This is a genomic window from Rhodanobacter denitrificans, from assembly GCF_003335105.1.
GTDB lineage: Bacteria > Pseudomonadota > Gammaproteobacteria > Xanthomonadales > Rhodanobacteraceae > Rhodanobacter > Rhodanobacter denitrificans_A.
In genome coordinates this window covers 131,321-152,812 of sequence record NZ_QFWQ01000008.1, presented here as the reverse complement: position 1 = coordinate 152,812, position 21,492 = coordinate 131,321, and the positions used below count along the sequence as shown (strand labels likewise).

Sequence of the window (21,492 nt, the reverse complement as noted above, 5' to 3'; positions counted from 1 at the left end):
CATGAATATCCAGATCAGGCCCATCCTCACCGCGCTGCGCCGGCACAAGGCAGGCACCTTGTTGATCGCGCTGCAGATCGCGTTGACGCTGGCCATCGTGTGCAACGCGCTCTTCATCATCCACCAGCGCCTGACCAACCTGTCCGTAACCAGCGGCGTGGACGAGGCCAATGTGTTCGTCATCGCCAACATGTGGGGCGACGTCGGTCAATCGACGGCGCAGGTCGATGCGCAGGTGCGCGCCGACCTGCTTGCGCTGCGGCAACTGCCTGCCGCGCTCGATGCCACGCCAGCCAGCGGTTATCCGCTGAGGGGCGGCGGCTGGGACAACTTCGTCACCATGACGCCTGACCAGACGAAACCGACCACGGATGCAGCGGTGTACACCGGCGACGAGCATTTCATCGGCACGCTGGGCCTGAGGCTCGTGGCGGGGCGAAATTTCCATCCTGATGAGGTGATGGTGATGGGCACTCAGCAGGCCATCACTCCATCGACGGCAATCGTGAGCAAGGCGTTGGCCGATCGTTTGTTCCCCGATGGCAATGCGCTGGGCAAGAGCTTCTACGCGATGGGCACGACGCCAAGCACCATCGTCGGCATCGTTGATCCGCTACATCGGCAGGGCGTGGATCAATGGAGCAACGGCTATGCCGGGCAGGCGCTGATCTGGCCGCTGCGGGCGGATGATTCGCGCGGCATCTACTACATCGTGCGCGCCAAGCCCGGCCAGCTTGCCGACGCCATGCGCGAGGCGCCCAAGGCGTTGTATGCACAAAGCCGTCTGCGCATCATCGATCCGAAGGACGGCATCCAGGACTACGCCACCATCCGTCACAAGGTGTACGACCGTGACCGCGGCCTGGCGATCCTGATGGGTATCATCAGCGTGGTACTGCTGGCGATCACCGCGGCGGGCATCGTGGGCCTCACCAGTTTCTGGGTCGGCCAGCGCCGCAAGCAGATCGGTGTGCGACGCGCACTGGGCGCACGGCAGCGCGACATCCTCGCCTATTTTCTCACCGAGAACTTCCTGATCAGCGCTACCGGCGTGGTGCTGGGCGCCGTGCTGGCGATCGCCTTCAACCTGTGGACGGTGACCCGTTTCGAGATGGACCGCATGTCGATGGCCTATGTAGGCGCCGGTGTGCTCGTGCTGCTGCTGCTGGGACAAGGCGCGACGTTCGCGCCGGCGTTGCGCGCCTCGCGCGTGTCGCCGGTGGAGGCGACGCGGAGCGTGTGAGTTCTTACTGGGTGGGGTGCTCCTGGCTGGCGAAAGGGCCACCCCCTCCCGACCTCCCCCTGCAAAGGCAGGGGGAGGAGACAAACAACGGAGTGAATGGAATGCTTGCCTACTACCTCGAACTGGCGTTGCGCAGCCTGAAACGCAGCCCTGGCCTCACCGCGCTGATGGTGCTGGCGATCGGCTTCGGCGTGGCCGCGTCGATGACCACCTGGTCGGTGTTCCGCGCCGTGTCGGGCGATCCGATCCCGTGGAAGTCCGCGCAGCTGTTCGTGCCGCAGATCGACAACTGGGGGCCGAACGGACGCGGCAGCGACGGCGAGCCGCCGAACGCGATGTCCTACAACGAGGCGATCACCCTGATGCGCGATCACCGCGCCAGGCTGCAGTCGGCGATGTACCAGATCTCGCCGTCGATCGTGCCGGCGGATGCCAGCAAGCATCCGATCAACGTCAGCGGCCATGCGGTCTACAGCGAATTTTTCCCGATGCTGGACGTGCCGTTCCTGTTCGGCAGCGGCTGGAGCGCCGCCGACGACGCGCAACGCGCCGCCGTGGTGGTCATCAGCAGCAAGCTCAACCAGAAGCTGTTCGGTGGCAGCAACAGCGTGGGCAGGACGGTCAACGTCGAGGGCAAGGACTATCGCGTGGTTGGCGTGCTGAACGACTGGAATCCGCAGCCGCGTTTCTTCGACGTGGTCAACAGCGGCGGCTTCTCCACCGGCGTCGAGGATGTGTTTGTGCCGTTCCAGCGCGCCATCGCGGTTGGCATGCCGAACGACGGCAACACCAATTGCAACGCGGTGCCGGCCGAATCGGGATTCGTCGGCCTGCAGCATTCCGCTTGCGTATGGATTGCCTACATGGCCGAACTGGACGACGCGGCTGCGGTGACGGCTTACAAGCAGTATCTCGACGGTTATGCGCGCGACATGCAGCAGTCCGGCCGCTTTGGCTGGGCGCCGAACAACCGCCTGCGCGACCTGCCGTCATGGCTGGACAACCAGCATGTCGTGCCCAGCGATACCAAGGTATCGCTGCTGGTGGCGCTGGGCCTGCTGCTGGCATGCCTGGTCAACACGACCGGCCTGCTGCTGGCGAAGTTCCTGCGTCGCAGCGGCGAGATCGGCGTACGCCGCGCACTGGGTGCGCCGCGCCTGGCGATCTATGCGCAGTTCCTGGTCGAGGCCGGCATCGTCGGACTGAGCGGAGGCCTGCTTGGCTTGCTACTGACCGGTGTCGGGGTGGCCAGCGTGGGCTGGGTGTTGCCGAAGGACATCGCCGCACTGGCGCGGGTCGACTTCTCGCTGCTCGTGCTCACCCTGCTGGTGGCCGTCATCGCGACCATGCTGGCCGGGCTCTATCCCACCTTCCGCGCCTCGCGCGTGCAGCCGGCGTGGCAGCTCAAGTCCAATTAGCGTGCTGTCCCCATGCACGAAAGCGGCCATCCATGGCCGCACTCCTCAATAAAGCCGGCTTCATAGGGTAGTAAAAGGAAAATCATCATGACCCTGCATCCCATTCTTGCGGCATTGCGCAAACACAAGGCCGGCGTCGTGCTCATTTCGCTGCAGATCGCGCTGACTCTGGCGATCGTCTGCAATGCGGTGTTTATCATCGGCCAGCGTGTCGAGCGGGTGAACCGGCCCACCGGCCTCGACGAGAACGATCTGTTCCTGGTCTCCCAGCAATGGGTGGGTGCGCCAGGCGGTGACGATCCGGCCGGCGTGGAAAAACTCGACGTGATGCAGCGGGAGGACCTGACGGCGCTGCGCAACCTGCCCGACGTGGCCTCGGTGGCGCCGAGCAATTCGATACCGCTGCTCAATTCCTCGTGGACGGGTGCGTTGTCGCTCAAGTCTGATCAGAAATTTGAAAAAGGCATCACGCGCACGGCGTACTACTTCACCGACGAACATGCCCTGGCCACCCTGGGGCTGCGCCTGGTAGCCGGCCGTGCCTTCACTGCCGCCGACGTGCAGCATCAGGGCGCCCGCGACCAGCGCAATCGTCCGATCGTGATCGTGACCCAGGCGCTGGCCGACAAGCTGTTCCCGCAAGGCGGTGCGGTAGGCAAGGTGGTCTATACCGACGGCAGCAGTGCACCGAGCACCGTCATCGGTGTGGTCGCGCGCCTGCAGACCCCGGCCAGCGGAAGCTTCGGCAACGATTTCGCCTGGAACTCGACCCTGGTGCCGACCCGGCTGGACGCGAACTTCGCGCGCTATGTGGTGCGCGCCAAACCAGGCCGGCGCGACGCGGCGATGCACGCCGTGCCCGCGACGCTGTATGCGGTGAACCCGATGCGCGTGCTCGACGACGACAGCGTCAAGTCATTCGCCGATATCCGTGCCAGTGCCTACCGTGCCGACGTCGGCATGGCGATCCTGATGGGCGTGGTCTGCCTGATCCTGCTCTGCGTCACCGCCGCCGGCATCGTCGGCCTGACCAGCTTCTGGGTCGGCCAGCGGCATCGGCAGATCGGCGTGCGCCGTGCGTTGGGCGCGCGCAAGGTGGACATCCTGCATTACTTCCAGATCGAGAACCTGCTGATCGCCGGCGCCGGCGTGTTGGTGGGCGTGCTGCTGGCGATAGGCCTGAACATGTGGCTGATGAGCCACTACGAGATGGCGCGCATCCCCTTGCTGTACGTGCTGACCGGCGTGCTGGTGATGCTGGCGATCGGCCAGGCCGCGGTGTTCGTACCGGCGCGGCGCGCGTCCAACGTGCCGCCGGTGGTGGCGACGCGAGCGGCGTGATGCTTTTGACTGCTCTTCCTGCCCGCCCCAAGGGAAGTCCCTAGGGCAGGCAGGAGGAGTGGTAATCAACGGAGTGAACGGAATGTTCGCCTACTACCTCGACCTGGCCCTGCGCAGCCTGAAGCGCAACAAGGCGCTCACCGCGCTGATGGTGCTGGCGATCGCGCTGGGCATCGGCGCCTCGATGACCACGCTGACCGTGCTGCATGTGCTGTCGGGCGATCCGCTGCCTGACAAGAGCGGGCAGCTTTATTACCCGCAGATCGATCCGCAGGACATCAAGGGCATGATGCCGAGCAAGGAGCCGCCGGATCAGGTCACCCTGATCGACGGTTTGAATCTGCTGCGCGCCGGTCGTGCGGACCACCAGGCGCTGATGACCGGCGGATCGGTGCCGGTCCAGCCCGAGCAGTCCTCGCTCGACCCGTTTTACGTGGAGGCGCGCTACACCACGGCGGATTTCTTCGCGATGTTCGAGGCGCCGTTCCTGTACGGCCATGGCTGGACCGCAGCGGACGGCGAGGCCAAGGCGCGCGAGGTGGTGATCGCGAGGTCGCTCAACGACAAGCTGTTTGCCGGAGCCGACAGCGTGGGCCGCACGCTGCGCATGGCCGGAACCTCCTTTCGCATCGTGGGCGTGCTGGACGGCTGGCAGCCGAATCCGCACTTCTACGATCTCAACACGGGCTCCTACGCGTACGGCGAGCAGGTGTTCCTGCCGCTGCAGACCATGCTGGAGCTGCGGCTGGACCGCAACGGATCGAGCGACTGCTGGGGCAATGGCGGCGGCGGCGTCGGCAACATCCTGCCTTCGGATACCTGCGTGTGGCTGCAGTTCTGGGTGCAACTGGACAACCCGGCCAAGGCGGCGGCGTACCGGGAGTTCCTGATCCATTACTCGCAGGACCAGCAGGCGCTGGGTCGATTCCAGCGCGCCCCCAATGTGCGCCTGCGCAACGTGATGCAGTGGCTCGACCATCAGATGGTGGTGCCCAACGACGTGCGCCTGCAGACCGGGCTGGCGTTCGGCTTCCTGCTGGTGTGCCTGGTCAACACGGTGGGGCTGATGCTGGCCAAGTTCATGCGCCGTGCGGCCGAACTCGGCGTGCGCCGTGCGTTGGGCGCTTCGCGGCGCGCGCTGTTCGCACAGCTGCTGATCGAATCCGGCGTGGTCGGTCTAGTCGGCGGCTGCGGCGGCCTGCTGCTGGCGCTGTGCGGACTGTGGCTGGTGCGCCAGCGGCCGTCGGATTACGCCGCGCTGGCGCACCTGGACCCCAGCATGCTGTTCACCACCTTCGTGCTGGCGGTATGCGCCACGCTGCTGGCCGGCCTGCTACCCGCCTGGCGCGCCTGCCAGATCGCGCCCGCCCTGCAGCTGAAGAGCAACTGAGACGGTCATGGACATTCTTCCGATCCTTTCCACCTTGCGCCGGCACAAGCTCACCTCCTGGCTGCTGATCCTGGAAATCGCGCTGACCTGCGCCATCGTGTGCAACGCGGTCTTTCTGATCGGTCAACGCCTGCAGCGCATGGACATGCCCAGCGGCGTGGCCGAGCACGAGCTGCTGCAGATCCAGGTGGCCGACGTGACGGCACCGTCCAATCCGTATGCCCGCCTCGCGGAGGACCTCGCGGTGCTCCGGCAGGTGCCCGGCGTTATCTCGGTGGCTTCCTCCAACCAGGTGCCGTTCGGCACTTCGTCGTCGAACGGCAACCTCCGGCTCGATCCGGCGCAGCCCGAGCGGACGCTCAACGCCGGTACCTACTTCGGCGAGAACCTGGCGCATACGCTGGGCACGCGGCTGGTGTCCGGGCGTGACCTGCAGTCGGATGACTTCATCGACGCGGATACGGCGATGAAGGCGCTCGGTACGGGAGACAGCAAGAACCTGCCGCACGTGACGCTGATCACCCAGACCCTGGCCGAGCGGCTGTGGCCGGGGCAGAACCCGCTGGGCCGCACCATCTATCTCACGCCCGTCGTGGGCCTGCGCGTGGTCGGCGTGCTGGACAGCCTGGCGCGGGCGAATGCCTACGACACAGCCAAGGCGCAGTACACCATGGTGGTACCGCTGCGCATGGGCGCGAACAAGGACCAGAACTACCTGATCCGCACCCGGCCGGAAGATCGCGCGAGCGTCATGGTCGCCGCGCTGGCCGCGCTGAAGAAGGCCGATCCGCAGCGCGTGGTGACCACCCGGCGCAGCTTCGACGAGGTGCGACGGAAGTTCTTCCAGGACGATCGCGCGATGGCCGGCATGCTGGTCGGCGTGATCGCGGCGCTGTTGATCGTCACCGCGCTGGGCATCGTCGGCCTGGCCAGCTTCTGGGTGGCGCAGCGGCGCCGCACCATCGGCGTGCGCCGCGCGCTGGGCGCCACCCGCCGCAACATCCTCAACTACTTCCAGACCGAGAACTTCCTGCTCGCCACGATCGGCATCGTGCTTGGCATGGCGCTGGCCTACGGCATCAACCTGTTCCTGATGCTGCATTACGAATTGCCGCGATTGCCGGCCGTCTATTTCCCGGTGGGCGCGATTGTGCTGTGGCTGGTCGGGCAGGCGGCGGTACTGGGGCCGGCGCTGCGCGCGGCGGCGGTGCCGCCGGTGGTGGCGACACGATCGGTGTGACGCTTTTTTACTCCCGCCACTGTGACCGAAGGGAATCCCTCTTCGGGATAAACAGGGAAGGGGCATGACCTGGGATGGAGTGCGCAATGCTCGGCTACTACCTCGACCTCGCGCTGCGCAGCCTGAAGCGCAACAAGGTGCTCACCGCGCTGATGGTGATCGCGATAGCCGTCGGCATCGGCGCCAGCATGACCACGCTGACGGTGATGCACCTGCTGTCCGGCGATCCGCTGCCGGGAAAGAGCGGGACGCTGTTCTATCCGCAGGTCGATCCCGATCCCGGCCCGAAGCAGAAACACCCCTATGACGTGATGGACTACCGTTCCGCCTTCGATCTGTGGAGCGCCCATCGTGCCGACCGGCAGACAATGATCGCCAGCAGCCAGCTGCGGCTGACCTCGCCGCAGGTGAACCTGCCGCCGCTGATGGCGAAGGCGCTGTCGACCACCAGCGATTTCTTTCCGATGTTCGACGTACCGTTCCGCTACGGCAACGGCTGGACCGCACAGGACGATGTCAGCCGTGCACGGGTGGCGGTGATCTCGTCGGATCTCAACGACAAGCTGTTCAACGGCGCCAATAGCGTGGGTCGCACGCTGCGGCTGAGGGATACCGACATGCGCATTATTGGCGTGTTGGCGCCGTGGCGGCCGTCGCCGCAGTTCTACGAGGTGGCCGGCGGCCGCTATTCCAACGGCGATACGGCGAGCTTCTACGGTCGGCCGGAAGATGTGTTCATGCCGTTCGAGAGCTCGCTGGAGGTCAATAGTGGCGGCATGAATGTATTCACCTGCTGGAGCCTTCCGGATCCGGCGCACCTGAAAACTGCGCCTTGCGTTTGGGTAGCGGTATGGGTGCAACTCAACGATGCAGCCGGGGTGGTTCGTTATCGACACTTCGTGGCTGACTATGCGGCCCAGCAGAAAGCCATGGGGCGCTTTGCGCATGCCGATGACACCCGGATGCCCAGCCTGATGGAATGGCTCGATTACAACCAGGTGGTGCCCAGCGATGTGCGCCTGCAGACGTGGCTGGCATTTGCCTTCCTGCTGATCTGTCTGTTCAACACGGTGGGCCTGTTGCTGGCGAAGTTCCTGCGTCGCGCGGGTGAGATCGGCGTGCGCCGCGCGCTGGGCGCAAGCCGCACGGCGGTGTTTGCGCAATGCCTGGTCGAAGCCGGCCTGATCGGCCTGCTCGGCGGCGCGGGCGGCCTGCTGCTGACCTTGTTCGGCCTGTGGCTGGTGCGCCGCCAGCCGGTCGAATACGCCGATCTTGTGCATCTGGATACGGCGATGTTCCTGGTCACGTTCGCCCTCGCCATCGCCGCCAGCCTGCTGGCCGGCGTGTTGCCGGCACTGCGCGCCAGCCGCATGCCGCCCGGCCTGCAACTGAAGACGCTTTAGTGCGCTATCCCTGCGCGTGAAAGCGGCCATCCATGACCGCACGACGAGAGCTTGGTGCGCTCCTCCATGAGCGCAATAAACAGAAAAGCGGCCATCCATGGCCGCGCTCCTCAAAGAGAGCCGAGAGCCATGCAGATCCAGCCCATCCTCACTGCACTGCGCAAGCATCGCCTCGCCACCATGCTGATCGCACTGGAAATCGCGCTGGCCTGTGCGGTGCTGTGCAATGCCTGCTTCCTGATCGTCAACCGCGTGCAGCAGACCCGGGTCATCAGCGGCGTCGACGAGAGCGCTCTGGCTGCCATCAAGCTGACCGGCTATGACCCGGCGAGGGGTGTCGATCTCAACGCGCGCGTGCTCAGCGGCCTTGCCAAGATTCCAGGCGTGCAGTCGGTCAGCGCGATCAACCAGGTGCCGTTCGGCGACCACGCCGGCACCGCCGGCATCACCACCGATCCCGAGGGCAAACGCTTCGGCGGCGTGGTGGATTTCTATGTCGGTGGCCCGGGCAGCTTCAAGGCCCTCGGCGTGCAGCTGGTCGCTGGTCGCGTGCCGCAGCCCGGCGAGTACCAACCCGTCGACTTTTTCGTGCCGGATGACTCCGCCGTGTGGGTGACCCGCGTGCTGGCCGAGCACCTGTGGCCGGGTGTCGATCCGCTCGGCAAGGAATTCTGGACCGGGAAATTCCACTTCCGGGTGGCTGGCGTGCTGGCGCACCTGGCGCGTCCCTACGGTGGCGAGGGCGGCCCGAGCACGATCGAATGGTCGGTATACGTGCCGGCGCAGCCGGGCGCACAGCTTGCGGCCGTCTACCTGCTGCGCGCCGATCCCGCTCGATTGCCTCAGGTGCTGCGCGACGCGCGGGCCGCGATGGCCACCATCGCGCCCGATGCGGTGCTCGACAGCAAGGCAAGCCAGACCATCGGCAGCCTGCGCGAGAACTATTTCCGGCAGGACCGCGTCATGGCCGGCATCCTTGTCGGCGTGATCGCCGCCCTGCTGCTGGTCACCGCGCTCGGCATCGTCGGCCTGGCCAGCTTCTGGGTGCAGCAGCGCCGCCGGCAGATCGGCGTGCGCCGCGCGCTGGGCGCCACCCGCGGCGACATCCTGCGCTACTTCCAGACCGAGAACTTCCTGATCGTCAGCGGCGGCATTGCGCTGGGCATGGTGCTGGCGTTCGGCCTGAACCTGATGCTGATGCAGCACTACGAGTTGCCGCGATTGCCGCTGTACTACCTGCCGGTGGGTGCGCTGGCGCTGTGGGTGCTGGGCCAGCTCGCTGTGCTCGGTCCCGCACTGCGCGCGGCCGCGGTGCCGCCGGTGGTGGCGACGCGGTCGGTGTGAGGCGTGCTGTCTGGCACGGGAGAAAGACCGGCGCGACGTTCACAATCACTCTGTCCATCCTTGCGGAGAAGAACGCCCATGAAGACCTTGCCGCTGCTGATCTGCGCAAGCCTGCTCGGCCCGGTGGCCATCGCTTCGCCTGCGCAGACAGCGCCGGCGGCGCAGGTGGCGACGGCCGACGTGGCTGCGCGGGTGAAGGCGCTGAATGCGCTGCTGGCCGAACAATGGCAGCACACCCTGAGCAACACGCCGGAGTTCGCCACCATCCTCGGCGACCTGCGCTACAACGACCGCTGGAGTGACGCTTCGCTCGAACATGCCAGGGCCGAACACAAGGTCAACCAGGACTTCCTGCGCCGTTTCGAGGCGATCGACACCCGCGGCTTCCCCGCCAGCGACAAGCTCAACCAGCAACTGATGGTGCGCCAGCTGAAGGACGGCCTGCGCGCCTACGACCTGAAGCTCAACGAGATGCCGCTGGAGCAGATGAGCGGCGTGCACCTGCAGCTGGCCGGTTTCGTCAGCTCGATTCCGTTCAACAACACCAGGGAATACGAAGACTACCTGGCACGCCTGCATGCGGTCCCGCAGCTGCTTGACCAGGTCACGGCGGTCGCGCGTCAGGGTCTGCGCGACGGCATGATGCCGCCGCGCTACCTGCTCGAGAAGGTGGTCACGCAGATCGACAGCATCGCCAAGCCGGCCGGCACAGACAGCGCGTTCGGCCAGCCGCTCAAGCATTTTCCGGCCAGCATGTCGCAGGCTGACCGGCAGCGCCTGCGCGAGGCGATCGTCGCAGCGATCGACAACGAGGTGCGCCCGGCCTACCGCAAGCTCGGCCAGTTCGTGGCGAAGGACTACGCGCCGCACGGGCGCAGCCAGCCCGGCGTGTGGCAGCTGCCGAACGGCGAAGCGATCTACCGCTACCAGGTCGAGCAGATGACCACCACGCGGGAAAGCCCGCAGCACATCCACGAGCTGGGCCTGGCCGAGGTCAAGCGTATCGAGGCGGAGATGACCACGATCGCGAAGGCCCAGGGCTACCCGGACCTGGCCAGTTTCCGCGCGGCATTGAAGAAAGATCCGAAAGTGCATCCGACCTCGCGTGAGGACATCCTGAACCGCTATCGCGGCTTCATCGCGCAGATGCAGCCACAGTTGCCGAAACTGTTCGGTCTGCTGCCGAAGACTAAGGTCGAGGTGCTGCCGGTGGAGGCCTATCGGGAGAAGGAGGCGCCGGGCGCGGAGTACCACCAGGGCACGCCGGACGGTTCGCGGCCGGGGCAGGTCTACGTCAACACCGGCGACTATGCCAATCGCACCACCTTGTCAATCGAGTCGACCGCCTATCACGAGGCGATCCCCGGCCATCACATGCAGATCTCGATCGCGCAGACGCTGCCGGCGCTGCCGCCGTTCCGCCAGCAGGCCGGCTACACCGCCTACATCGAAGGCTGGGCGCTGTACGCCGAACGGCTGGGCAAGGACATCGGCTTCTACAAGGATCCGCTGTCCGACTACGGCCGCCTTTCCGATGAACTGCTGCGCGCGGACCGCCTGGTGCTCGACACCGGCGTGCACTACAAGCGCTGGACGCGCCAGCAGATGGTGGATTTCTTCCGGGCCCATTCCAGCGAGGACGAACCCAGTATCCAGGCCGAGACCGACCGCTACGTCACCTGGCCGGGTCAGGCGCTGGCCTACAAGATGGGCCAGTTGAAGATCCTCGCGCTGCGCGAGCGGGCGAAGCAGGAACTGGGCGACCGCTTCGACATCCGCGAGTTCCATGACGAGATCCTCGGCGGCGGCGCGCTGCCGCTGGACGTGCTGGAGGCGCGCACCGATGCCTGGATCGCGGCGGTGAAGGCCGGCACCGCGCCGGCGACCGCGGCACCGGTGGCGGAATAAGCTCGCCATGGCCCGTTGGTCATGGCAACCTTTCGAACCGGAGCGGCATCCATTGCCGCATGTGCAGAAAGAAGATGACCCGTACCGTCCTGATCATCGACGACAACCCGGCCGTGGGCGAGGCGCTGTCGCTGGCGCTTTCGCTGCACGAGATCCGCGCGCTGGTCGCGCTGACCCCGGACGAGGGCCTGGCGCTGCTGCAGCGCGAGGCGGTCGACGTGGTGATCCAGGACATGAACTTCACCGCCGACACCACGTCGGGCGAGGAGGGCGTGGCATTGTTCCGGGCGATCCGCGAGCGCCACCCGGACTTGCCGCTCATCCTGCTGACCGCGTGGACGCACCTGGAAACCGCGGTGGAGCTGGTCAAGGCCGGCGCCGCCGACTACCTGGCCAAGCCGTGGGACGACAACAAGCTGCTGGCCACGGTGGAGAACCTGCTGGAGCTGTCCGAGTCCACCCGCGAAGTGAACCGCAGCCGCCGTGAACGCCGTCAGCGGCGCGAACAACTGCAGCGCAAGTACGAACTGGACGGCCTGGTGTTCGCCTCCGAGGCGATGGCGCGCACCCTGGACCTGGCCTGCCAGATCGCCCGCTCCGACGTGCCGGTGCTGATCACCGGCCCGAACGGCACCGGCAAGGAGCGCATCGCGGCGATCGTGCACGCGAATTCGGCGGTGAAGCGCGGCCCGTTCGTCGCGGTGAACTGCGGCGCGCTGCCGGGCGAGCTGATCGAGGCCGAGCTGTTCGGCGCCGAGGCCGGCGCGTATACCGGCGCGAACAAGGCGCGCGAAGGGCGTTTCGAGCTGGCCGACGGTGGCACGCTGTTCCTGGACGAGATCGGCAACCTGCCGCTGCCGGGCCAGATGAAGCTGCTGCGGGTGCTGGAGACCGGCCAGTTCGAGCGGCTCGGTTCCGGCAAGACGCGGCAGGCCAAGGTGCGCGTATTGAGCGCGACGAATGCCGACCTCAAGGCGATGATCCAGGCCGGCACGTTCCGCGAGGACCTGTACTACCGGCTCAACGTGATCGAGGTCAACCTGCCGCCGCTGGCCGAGCGCAACGACGACATCCTGCCGCTGGCCGAATTCTTCCTGGACGGCCGCGCCGAACTCGGCGATGCCGCTCGCGACGCCTTGCTGGCTTATCCATGGCCGGGCAACGTGCGAGAGCTGAAGAACGCGATCGAGCGTGCCGCACTTCTCGCTGGCGGTCGTCCGATCAGCCCCGAGCTGCTGAACCTGCCGCAGCACGCGGCAACCGCACCGGCGGCACGCAACCTGGACGAGCCCAGCCGCGAGGCGGTGGAGAACGCATTGCACAAGGCCGATGGCGTGGTCAGCCGCGCCGCGCAGAGCCTGGGCCTGTCGCGCCAGGCACTGTACCGGCGGATGGAGCGCTACGGCCTGGCGACCCCGGCTTGAGTAGCCGTTGGCCGCGATGCTTGCCCCTGGCCGCAAGGCGTAGAAAGATGGCTGCCCGCATCCATCAGGAGAGGCGTCGTGCGATGTCGCCGGATCATGCCTGTTTCGGCCTGGCCGGGCGGACGGCCACTGCCGGGACGCGCGGTGGCTTCGCTGGATGTCGGGTGTCGTTGAGCCGGCTTTCTCCATTCGAGGAGGGCGGCCGATGTGGCGTCGCCTGAATTCGCTGCAGGGTCGCCTGACCCTCCTGCTGGCCGTGGCCGGTGTGGCCGGCGCAGTGGTCTATGCCGGCGTCACCCAGTGGCCACTGCCGCAGTTGCTGCTATGGCTGCGCCAGGACCTTGCGCTGTCGATACGCGCACCGATGCAGCTGGGCATCTACGGCGGCCTGCTGGCCAGCGTGGTGGTGCTGCTGCCGCTGGCGTTCTGGCTGGCCGGCCGGGTGATGGCGCCGGTGAGCCGCCTGCTGCGTGCGCTGGAAGGCGCGGTGGCCAGTTACCGCGACGGCGATTTCAGCTTCTCGATCGCGGTGAACCGGCGCGACGAGCTCGGCGAGCTGATCCGCATGCACAACGCGCTGGGCCAGACCCTGCGCGAGCAGCGCCAGCACCTGGTGCAGCGCGAGCTGCTGCTCGACACGGTGGTGCAGAACACCCCCGTGGCGCTGGTGCTGACCGATGCGATCGGCAAGGTGGCCTACGCGAACATCGCCTCGCGGCACCTGTTCAATGAAGGCCGCAGCCTGGTCGGGCTGGACTTCGCCGAACTGCTGGCCGAGGCGCCGGAAGCGTTGCGCAAGGCGGTGGAGAGCGGCGAGGACGCCCTGCTCAGCGTGGAGATGGACGGCAGCGAGGAAACCTTCCACCTGTCGCAGCGCGCGTTCCGGCTGCAGGGCCGGCCGCATAGGCTGCACCTGTTCCGGCGCATGACGCGCGAGCTGTCGCGGCAGGAAGTGGCGACCTGGAAGCGGGTGATCCGGGTGATCAGCCACGAGCTCAACAACTCGCTGGCGCCGATCACCTCGCTGGCGCATTCCGGCGCCGAACTGGCCCGGCGCGGGCAGCTGGATCGGTTGCCCGGTGTGTTCGCCACCATCGGTGAGCGCGCGATGCACCTGCATCGCTTCATCGCCGGCTACGCCAGCTTCGCCAAGCTGCCCACGCCGCAGCCGGCGGACATCGAGTGGAAGCCGTTCCTGGACGGACTGGCGCTGCATTGCCAGTACCGCCTGGCGGCGCCGGCGCCGCAGCGGCCCGGGCATTTCGACGCAGCGCAGATCGAGCAGGTGCTGATCAATCTGATCAAGAACGCGCACGAATCGGGCGGCCCGGACGACGAGGTCACGCTGTCGATCCAGGATGTCGGCAACGAGCTGCGCATCGAGGTGGCCGATCGCGGCCCCGGCATGAGCGAGACGGTGCTGGCGCAGGCGCTGCTGCCGTTCTATTCGACCAAGCGCTCCGGCACCGGCCTGGGCCTGGCGCTGGCGCGCGAGATCACCGAGGCGCATGGCGGCCGCGTGCTGCTGGCCAACCGCGAAGGCGGCGGTTTGCGGGTGAGTCTGCGCCTGCCGCAGTCCGCACCGAGATAACCATCGACTCGCCTATACTCAAGCCTTCTTCAAGGAATGGGGGTAGGCAATGGGACAGCTTCTCGCGTTGGTAATCGTATTCGTCGTGGTGGTCGGCCTGGCCAAGCTGGTGCGCATCGTGCCGCAGGGTTTCGAATGGACGGTGGAGACCTTCGGCAAGTACACCCGCACGCTCAGCCCCGGCCTGCATTTCCTGATTCCGATCTATCAGGCGGTCGGGCGCAAGATCAACATGATGGAACAGGTGCTCGACGTGCCGTCGCAGGACGTGATCACCAAGGACAATGCCGTCGTGCGCGTCGACGGCGTGGTGTTCTACCAGGTGCTCGACGCCTCCAAGGCGGCCTACGAGGTGTCCAACCTGGAACAGGCGTCGCTGGCGCTGATCATGACCAATATCCGCACCGTGCTCGGCTCGATGGACCTGGACGAGTCGCTGAGCCAGCGTGATGCGATCAACGCGAAGCTGCTCAAGGTGGTGGACGAGGCGACCCACCCGTGGGGCGTCAAGGTCAACCGCATCGAGATCAAGGACATTGCGCCCCCGCGCGACCTGGTCGATGCGATGGCGCGGCAGATGAAGGCCGAGCGCGAGAAGCGAGCCAACATCCTCGACGCCGAGGGCTTCCGCCAGGCGGCGATCCTCAAGGCGGAGGGCGAGAAGCAGTCGGTGATCCTGGCCGCCGAGGGCGAGAAGGAAGCCGCGTTCCGTGCCGCCGAGGCGCGCGAGCGTTCGGCCGAGGCCGAGGCGAAGGCTACCACGATGGTTTCCGACGCGATCGCCGGCGGCAACGTCAACGCGCTGAACTACTTCGTCGCCAACAACTACGTCGAGGCGCTGAAGGCGATGGCCGCTTCGCCGAACCAGAAGATGCTGCTGCTGCCGATCGAGGCCACCGGCGTGATCGGCGCACTGGCCGGCATCGGCGAACTGGCGAAGGAGTCGCTCGGCCAGCAGCAGAAGGCCGCGGCCATTCAGCCGCCGCTGCGCTGAGGCATGGCCATGGACGAGCTTGCGACGCATTACCTGTGGTGGATCCTGGCGCTGCTGCTGATCGCCGGCGAGCTGTTGCTGCCCGGTTATTTCCTGCTGTGGATCGGCGTTGCTGCCGCGGCGATGGGCGTGGTGCTGTGGGCCGATCCGGCGCTGGGCCTGCTGGCCCAGGCGATCCTGTTCGGCCTGCTCGCGTTCGCCTCCTGCGTGGGCTATGCGCGCTGGCTGCGGCCGCGGCTGGAGCGGCGCGCGCCAGGTGGCGAGCGGCTGAACCGCCGTGCCGAGCAGTTGATCGGGCAGCGCTATGAGCTGATCGAACCGATCGTCAACGGTCGCGGCAAGGCCCGCGTGGGCGATGGCCAGTGGCTGGTCAGCGGGCCGGACCTGCCGCTGGGCAGCACGGTGGAAGTGGTCGCGGTGGAAGGCACCACCCTGCAGGTACGCGCCGCGGCATGAGCGCCGGCAACGCCATCAGCCAGCAGCAGTTCGCCACCACGGCGCTGACCACGCGCATCGCGTTCGTGCTGGAACTGGCGCGACGGCTGCACCAGTACGGTACGTCCGCGCCGCGGCTGGAGATGGCGATTGCCGGCGTGGCGCAGCGGCTGGGGCTGACCGCCGACGTGTGGTCCAGTCCCACCGCGATCATCATCTCCTTCGCCGACCTGGCCCAGGGCGAGGAGGGCGTGGCGCAGACCACCCAGGTAATGCGGCTGGCGCCGGGCGAGGTGAACCTGGAGCGGTTGTGCCAGGCCGACGACATCGCCGACCGCGCGATCGCCGGCGAACTGGGCCTGCGCGAGGGGTTCCATCTGCTGCGCGAACTGGGCCGGCCCGACACGCGGCGCGACAAGCTCGGCTCGATCGCCAGTTACGGCCTTTCCGCGGCCAGCATCGCGGCGTTGTTCCTGCATAGTTCCTGGGTGGACCTGCTGGTGGCAGGCGTCATCGGCATGGTCATCGGCGGCATCACCCTGCTGGCGGCCAGCCGGCCGCAACTGGCGGCGGCCAGCGATGCGATCAGCGCGCTGGTCGCCACCACGGTAGCGATCGTGGTCAGCGCGTTCGTGGTGCCGCTGGCGATCAAGTCGGTGGTGCTGGCCAGCCTGATCATCCTGGTGCCGGGCATGTCGCTGACCACTGCGGTACGCGAAATTTCCAGCCAGCACCTGGTATCCGGCATGGCGCGCATGGCCGGGGCGATGTCGACGCTGCTCAAGCTCACCTTCGGCACGATCGCCGCGACCCAGCTGTGCGCGGCGGTGGGCATCACCGCGCGCGACTTCGCGCTGCCGGCACTGCCGGCCTGGACGGATTACCCGGCCCTGCTGGTGGCCGCGATCGCGTTCGCGATCCTGTTCCGCGCGGCCCGTCGCGACTGGCCGGTGGTGATCGTGGCGGTCGTGGTGGGCTATCTCGCCACACGCTGGGGCGGCGCGATCGCCGGCGCATTGCCCGCCGCGCCGGTGGGCGTCTTCCTGGGCGGCCTGCTGCTGGCTGCGCTGGCGAACGTCTTCGCGCGCTTCGTGCACCGGCCGGGAGCGGTGGTCCGGGAACCCGGCATCCTGCTGCTGGTGCCGGGCAGCGTTGGTTTCCGCAGCGTGTCGTTCCTGCTCGAGCGGGATACCACCCTGAGCATGGACACCGGCCTGCTGCTGATCACCCTGCTGGTGTCGCTGGTGGCCGGGCTGATGTTCGGCGATTTGCTGGTTTCGCCGCGCCGCTCTTTATAAACAAAAGCGGCCGAAGACGCGTCCCCACTCGTTAACTCTATCCGTCAGACGACGAAACTGCATGGCACGTTCGCCCCCTCCCCTGCAAAGCAGGGGAGGGTTGGGAGGGGTTGCTCTTGGCTAAGGCGAAGAGCAAAAGCTACCCCCTCCTGACCTCCCCCTGCCTTGCAGGGGGAGGAGCCGAGTATGTACCGGCCCGCATCAAACGGATGTGGCCTTGCCTCAAACCAATAAAAAAAACGCCGGCGCGAGGCCGGCGCTTTTTGTTCGGACGGCAGCGATCAGATCGCCAGGTCCTTTTCCTTCTTGCCGGCCTTCAGCGCGTCATTGAACCAGTGCGGGCGCTTGCCGCGGCCGGACCAGGTCTGTGCGGGATTGGCCGGATTGCGGTACTTCGGCGCAACCGTCCCGGTGCTGCGCTTGGCCTTGCCGCGCGCGCTGCCGAAGATGTCCTCGAAGGCATAACCCTCGGCCTTGATCAGGGCGTGCACCTTCTCGCGCAGCTTGGCGACTTTTTCCTTGCGCAATTCATTCTGGCGGACCTGGGCCTTGCTGATCAGGTCATTGAGCTGGTTGTGATTGAGGTTCTTGATATCGACGGCCATGATGGACTCCCGGTAAGTATCGGCATTAAATCCGGCCATTATGTGGGCCAATGCCAGGCGAGCAAAAACTCGCAGTGCCGGGGATTCTCGCTGATTTGCCGAATATTTGTAAAGCGGAACGCATCATGTGAAATACGTTTCACATTAAGGGTGATTAATAATGTGACGTGCTTTTGAATTGGCGGCGGCCCGGCCGGTCCGTGCCGAACGGGAAAACGGCCGCACCGGGCGGCCGTTTTTGGTAATTGCCATGGCGCCGATTCAGCCGAGCAGGGCGAACAGCTCGTCCTGGCTGAGCGGGCGGTTTTCGCTTTCCTCGCGTGCGCGATATTCCAGCGTGCCGGCGGCCAGGCCACGCTCGCTGACCACCACGCGATGCGGTATGCCGATCAGCTCCATGTCGGCGAACATGCTGCCCGCGCGCAGGCCGCGGTCGTCCAGCACGGTCTCGACGCCGTGCTGGAGCAGCGCCTGGTAGAGCGCTTCGCCGGCCGCACTGACGGCAGGCGAGTTCTTCGGGTTGATCACGCACACCGCCACGCGCCAGGGCGCCATCGCTTCCGGCCAGACGATGCCGGCCTCGTCGTGGCGCTGCTCGATCGCGGCGGCGACGATGCGGCTGACGCCGATGCCGTAGCAGCCCATGGTCATCACCTGAGGCGTGCCGGTTTCGTCCACCACGGTGGCGCCGAGCGCCTCGGCGTACTTGGTGCCCAGCTGGAACACGTGGCCGACCTCGATGCCGCGGGCGATGTGCAGCACCCCGCTGCCGTCGGGCGAGAGGTCGCCCTCGACCACGTTGCGCAGGTCGGCGACGCGGGTGATGCACGCGTCGCGTTCCCAGTTCGCGCCGGTGAAGTGCGTACGGTCGGCATTGCCGCCGCAGACGAAGTCGGCGAGCACGGCGGCGTCGCGGTCGACGATCACGGGGATCGACGCCGGCAGGCCGACCGGGCCGATGAAACCGGGGCGCGTGCCGGTGGCGGCGAGGATTTCCTCCTCGCTGGCGAGCACCGATTCGCCCGGCAGTTCGGCCAGCTTGCCGGCCTTGACCTCGTTGACCTCGTGGTCGCCGCGCAGGCACAGCGCGACCAGGCCGTCGCGGCCGCGCACCAGCAGGGTCTTCACGCATTGCTGCGGACTGACCTTCAGGAAACCGGCGACGTCGCCGATGGTTTTCTGGGTGGGCGTGTCGACCCGCTGCAGGGCCGCAGCGGGGGCGGGGCGTTCGACGGCCGGCGCCAGCGCCTCGGCCTTTTCGAGATTCGCGGCGTAATCGGAGCCGTCGGAAAACGCGATGGCATCCTCGCCGGAATCGGCCAGCACCTGGAATTCGTGGCTGGCATTGCCGCCGATGGCGCCGGTATCGGCCTGCACCGCGCGGAAGGTCAACCCCAGGCGGGTGAAAATGCGCACATAAGCCTGGTACATCGCGGCGTAGGTTTCGGCCAGCGAATCCTGGCCCAGGTGAAACGAATAAGCATCCTTCATCAGGAATTCGCGCGCGCGCATCACGCCGAAACGCGGGCGGATCTCGTCGCGGAACTTGGTCTGGATCTGGTAGAAGTTGACCGGCAGTTGCTTGTAGCTTTTCAGCTCGTTGCGGGCAAAGTCGGTAACCACTTCCTCGTGGGTCGGGCCATAGCAGAATTCCTGGCCCTTGCGATCCTTGATTTTCAGCAACTGACCGCCGAATTTCTCCCAGCGGCCGGTTTCTTCCCACAATTCCCTCGGCTGCACCGACGGCATCAGCATTTCGATTGCGCCGGCGCGGTCCATTTCCTCGCGCACGATGTTTTCCACCTTGCGCAGCACGCGCAGACCCAGCGGGCTCCAGGTGTAAAGGCCGGAGGCGAGCTTGCGGATCATGCCGGCGCGCAGCATCAGCCGGTGGCTGGCGATTTCGGCGTCGGCGGGGACTTCCTTGACGGTGGCCAGGTGGAATTGGCTGAGGCGCATGCGGGCGGTTCCGGCGGATTAAAGACGCCTATTGTAGCGGCCAGCCGTTGCCGGACGGGCGTCGCCGGCTCCGGTCCGACCGCCGCCGCGCCACGGCGTGGTGGCGATCAGTTCCTGCAGTACTGGTCGTATTGCGCCTGGGTCGAAACGGTCTTCTGCTTGCGCTCGTCGCCGTCCAGCGCCACGGATTTGCCGTCCTGCTGCATCACCACCGGGCCGCCGCCCTGCAGCGCGGCGAGGTTGGTTTTCAGCGACGCGCACAGTTTGCCGCGGTTTTCCGGCGTGTCGGCCACCGGCTTGGCCGGGCCGCCCTGGGTTTCATGGTGATCCGCGGGCTGGCCGGTTGCGGCAGCCGCCAGCGGCTCCACAGTACCCGTGGTGGTCACCCTAGAGAACTTCGTGCCCGGCGCCGGCGGGGCTTCCGAGTAATGCACGGTGCCACTGGCGTCTGTCCATTTGTAGACCTGGGCGGTGGCCAGCGGGGCCAGCAGCAACAGTGCCAGGACGATCAGCGAGCGATGCATGGCGTTCTCCATTTCGCGGGAAAGTTCTGGCTACCTTGTTAACACTCCGCCGACCCGGACTCAAGCGGCCGATGGTTTACACTGCGCGCATCCTGTCACGGTCCTGATTCATGAGCGAAACCATGCCCGTTCGCCCGCCCCGGCACCGGGGTATCTACCTGTTGCCGAACCTGTTCACCACCGGGGCGATGTTTGCCGGCTTCTTCGCGATCATCGCCAGCATCGGCGGGCGCTATGCCGAGGCCGCGGTGGCGGTGTTCATTGCCGCGGTGCTGGACGGCATGGACGGGCGGGTGGCGCGGATGACCGGCACCCAGAGCGAGTTCGGCGTGCAGTACGACTCGCTGTCGGACCTGGTCAGCTTCGGGCTGGCGCCGTCGCTGGTGATGTACACTTGGTCGCTGTCGACGCTGCGCGACTTCGGCCCGCTGTGGGGCAAGCTGGGTTGGGCGGCGGCCTTCATCTATACCGCCTGCGCCGCCTTGCGGCTGGCGCGCTTCAATACCCAGGTCGGCGTGGCCGACAAGCGCTATTTCCAGGGCTTGGCCAGCCCGGCGGCCGCAGCGGTGTGCATGTCGTTCGTGTGGAGCGTGGAGAAGTTCGGCTTGACCGGTGCCGACTTCTGCTTCATCACGCCGGCGCTCGCCATCGTGGTCGGCCTGCTGATGGTCAGCCGCTTCCGCTATTTCAGCTTCAAGTCGCTGCCGCTGGGCGACCGCCAGCGCGTGCCGTTCGTGTGGATGGTGGCCGCGGTGCTGCTGCTGGCGCTGCTGATCCTGGACACGCCGCGGGTTTTGTTCGCCGGGTTCACGATCTACCTGCTGTCCGGCCCGGTGTGGACGATCTGGCGCCTGGCCACGCACCGGCGCCGGGCGCGGCGCAGCGCGACATGAGCACGCCTTCGCCCCGGCATGCTGGCACCGGCCGCCGTGCCCGCGTGCTGCGCGCGCTGGGCGTGATGCCGTGGGTGCGGCGTGCGCCATCGCTGGCGGTCGCCCCCGGGCATGACGAGCCGGTCGCGACGGCGGGAGTCGCAGCCTGCGTGGTGGTGTTGCCGCAGGGCTGCGGCACGCGCGAACTCGATCTGGTCGGCCGTGCCCTCGGCGCATGCGGGGCCGTTCTGGCGCGCGCCGCGCGGGTCACGGTGAGCGGCGGGCAACTCGTCGGCGAGGTTCCGATGGCGCGTGCCTACCTGGTGTTCGGCGAAACGCAGGCGCATGCGCTGGGGCGCGCGCTGCCGGCGGAGGTGATGCGCGACGCGCAGATCGTGCTGGCCGACGAACCGGCCCTGGTGCTGGCCAGCGCCGAGGCCAAGCGGCGGCTGTGGAACGCGTTGCGCAGCCTGCGTCGCGCGTTGGCCGCAACGGGGAACTGA

General features: G+C 66.9%; 18 protein-coding genes. 15 read left to right on the top strand and 3 right to left on the bottom strand.

What is annotated here, in order from left to right; translation table 11 throughout:
• The first annotated feature begins 1 nt into the window (after window position 1).
• The 13 genes from DEO45_RS13760 (at window position 2) to DEO45_RS13700 (ending at window position 17,029) form a co-directional block, all read left to right on the top strand.
• Window positions 2–1,243 (top strand): ABC transporter permease, encoded by a 1,242-nt coding sequence (locus tag DEO45_RS13760; RefSeq protein WP_114344708.1) that lies wholly within the window; start codon window positions 2–4, stop codon window positions 1,241–1,243.
• A gap of 101 nt (window positions 1,244–1,344) precedes the next feature.
• Window positions 1,345–2,661 carry an ABC transporter permease gene (locus tag DEO45_RS13755; protein WP_114344706.1) on the top strand — a complete coding sequence of 439 codons (1,317 nt, stop codon included), beginning with the start codon at window positions 1,345–1,347 and terminating at the stop codon, window positions 2,659–2,661.
• Between the two features lie 87 nt (window positions 2,662–2,748).
• Window positions 2,749–4,002 carry an ABC transporter permease gene (locus DEO45_RS13750; protein WP_114344703.1) on the top strand — a complete coding sequence of 418 codons (1,254 nt, stop codon included), beginning with the start codon at window positions 2,749–2,751 and terminating at the stop codon, window positions 4,000–4,002.
• 82 nt (window positions 4,003–4,084) lie between these two features.
• Window positions 4,085–5,392: an ABC transporter permease gene (locus tag DEO45_RS13745; protein WP_114344700.1), complete on the top strand. Its 1,308-nt coding sequence runs from the start codon at window positions 4,085–4,087 to the stop codon at window positions 5,390–5,392.
• Window positions 5,393–5,399: 7 nt separating this feature from the next.
• Window positions 5,400–6,632 carry an ABC transporter permease gene (locus DEO45_RS13740; RefSeq protein WP_114344698.1) on the top strand — a complete coding sequence of 411 codons (1,233 nt, stop codon included), beginning with the start codon at window positions 5,400–5,402 and terminating at the stop codon, window positions 6,630–6,632.
• 86 nt (window positions 6,633–6,718) lie between these two features.
• A complete protein-coding gene (locus tag DEO45_RS13735) occupies window positions 6,719–8,035 on the top strand; it encodes an ABC transporter permease (protein ID WP_114344696.1) in 1,317 nt (438 codons plus the stop codon).
• A gap of 129 nt (window positions 8,036–8,164) precedes the next feature.
• Entirely contained in the window at window positions 8,165–9,379 is a 1,215-nt protein-coding gene (locus tag DEO45_RS13730) for an ABC transporter permease (protein ID WP_114344693.1), read from the top strand.
• A 78-nt stretch (window positions 9,380–9,457) separates the two neighbouring features.
• A complete protein-coding gene (locus DEO45_RS13725) occupies window positions 9,458–11,287 on the top strand; it encodes a DUF885 domain-containing protein (RefSeq protein WP_114344691.1) in 1,830 nt (609 codons plus the stop codon).
• A gap of 74 nt (window positions 11,288–11,361) precedes the next feature.
• Window positions 11,362–12,711 (top strand): sigma-54-dependent transcriptional regulator, encoded by a 1,350-nt coding sequence (locus DEO45_RS13720; protein ID WP_114344688.1) that lies wholly within the window; start codon window positions 11,362–11,364, stop codon window positions 12,709–12,711.
• A 205-nt stretch (window positions 12,712–12,916) separates the two neighbouring features.
• Window positions 12,917–14,302 (top strand): sensor histidine kinase, encoded by a 1,386-nt coding sequence (locus DEO45_RS13715; RefSeq protein WP_114344685.1) that lies wholly within the window; start codon window positions 12,917–12,919, stop codon window positions 14,300–14,302.
• Between the two features lie 49 nt (window positions 14,303–14,351).
• Window positions 14,352–15,296 carry an SPFH domain-containing protein gene (locus tag DEO45_RS13710; protein WP_114344683.1) on the top strand — a complete coding sequence of 315 codons (945 nt, stop codon included), beginning with the start codon at window positions 14,352–14,354 and terminating at the stop codon, window positions 15,294–15,296.
• Between the two features lie 9 nt (window positions 15,297–15,305).
• Window positions 15,306–15,752, top strand: a complete 447-nt coding sequence (locus DEO45_RS13705) for an NfeD family protein (protein WP_114344847.1) — start codon at window positions 15,306–15,308, stop codon at window positions 15,750–15,752.
• Window positions 15,749–17,029: a threonine/serine ThrE exporter family protein gene (locus tag DEO45_RS13700; RefSeq protein ID WP_114344680.1), complete on the top strand. Its 1,281-nt coding sequence runs from the start codon at window positions 15,749–15,751 to the stop codon at window positions 17,027–17,029. Before DEO45_RS13705 ends, DEO45_RS13700 begins: the two co-directional genes overlap by 4 nt.
• A 281-nt stretch (window positions 17,030–17,310) precedes the next feature.
• Here DEO45_RS13700 and DEO45_RS13695 read toward each other — a convergent pair whose 3' ends face one another.
• The 3 genes from DEO45_RS13695 to DEO45_RS13685 form a co-directional block, all read right to left on the bottom strand.
• Window positions 17,311–17,634, bottom strand: coding sequence for an H-NS family nucleoid-associated regulatory protein (locus DEO45_RS13695; protein ID WP_114344678.1), 324 nt, complete (start codon window positions 17,632–17,634; stop codon window positions 17,311–17,313).
• Between the two features lie 261 nt (window positions 17,635–17,895).
• Complete coding sequence (locus DEO45_RS13690) at window positions 17,896–19,593, bottom strand: proline--tRNA ligase (RefSeq protein WP_114344676.1); 1,698 nt, start codon at window positions 19,591–19,593, stop codon at window positions 17,896–17,898.
• Between the two features lie 107 nt (window positions 19,594–19,700).
• Window positions 19,701–20,117 (bottom strand): DUF4124 domain-containing protein, encoded by a 417-nt coding sequence (locus tag DEO45_RS13685; RefSeq protein WP_223250873.1) that lies wholly within the window; start codon window positions 20,115–20,117, stop codon window positions 19,701–19,703.
• Between the two features lie 110 nt (window positions 20,118–20,227).
• Between DEO45_RS13685 and DEO45_RS13680 the strand changes: the two genes are divergently transcribed.
• Both DEO45_RS13680 and DEO45_RS13675 read left to right on the top strand, forming a co-directional pair.
• Window positions 20,228–21,010, top strand: coding sequence for a CDP-alcohol phosphatidyltransferase family protein (locus tag DEO45_RS13680; RefSeq protein WP_114344671.1), 783 nt, complete (start codon window positions 20,228–20,230; stop codon window positions 21,008–21,010).
• Window positions 21,007–21,492 (top strand): hypothetical protein, encoded by a 486-nt coding sequence (locus DEO45_RS13675; RefSeq protein WP_114344845.1) that lies wholly within the window; start codon window positions 21,007–21,009, stop codon window positions 21,490–21,492. Before DEO45_RS13680 ends, DEO45_RS13675 begins: the two co-directional genes overlap by 4 nt.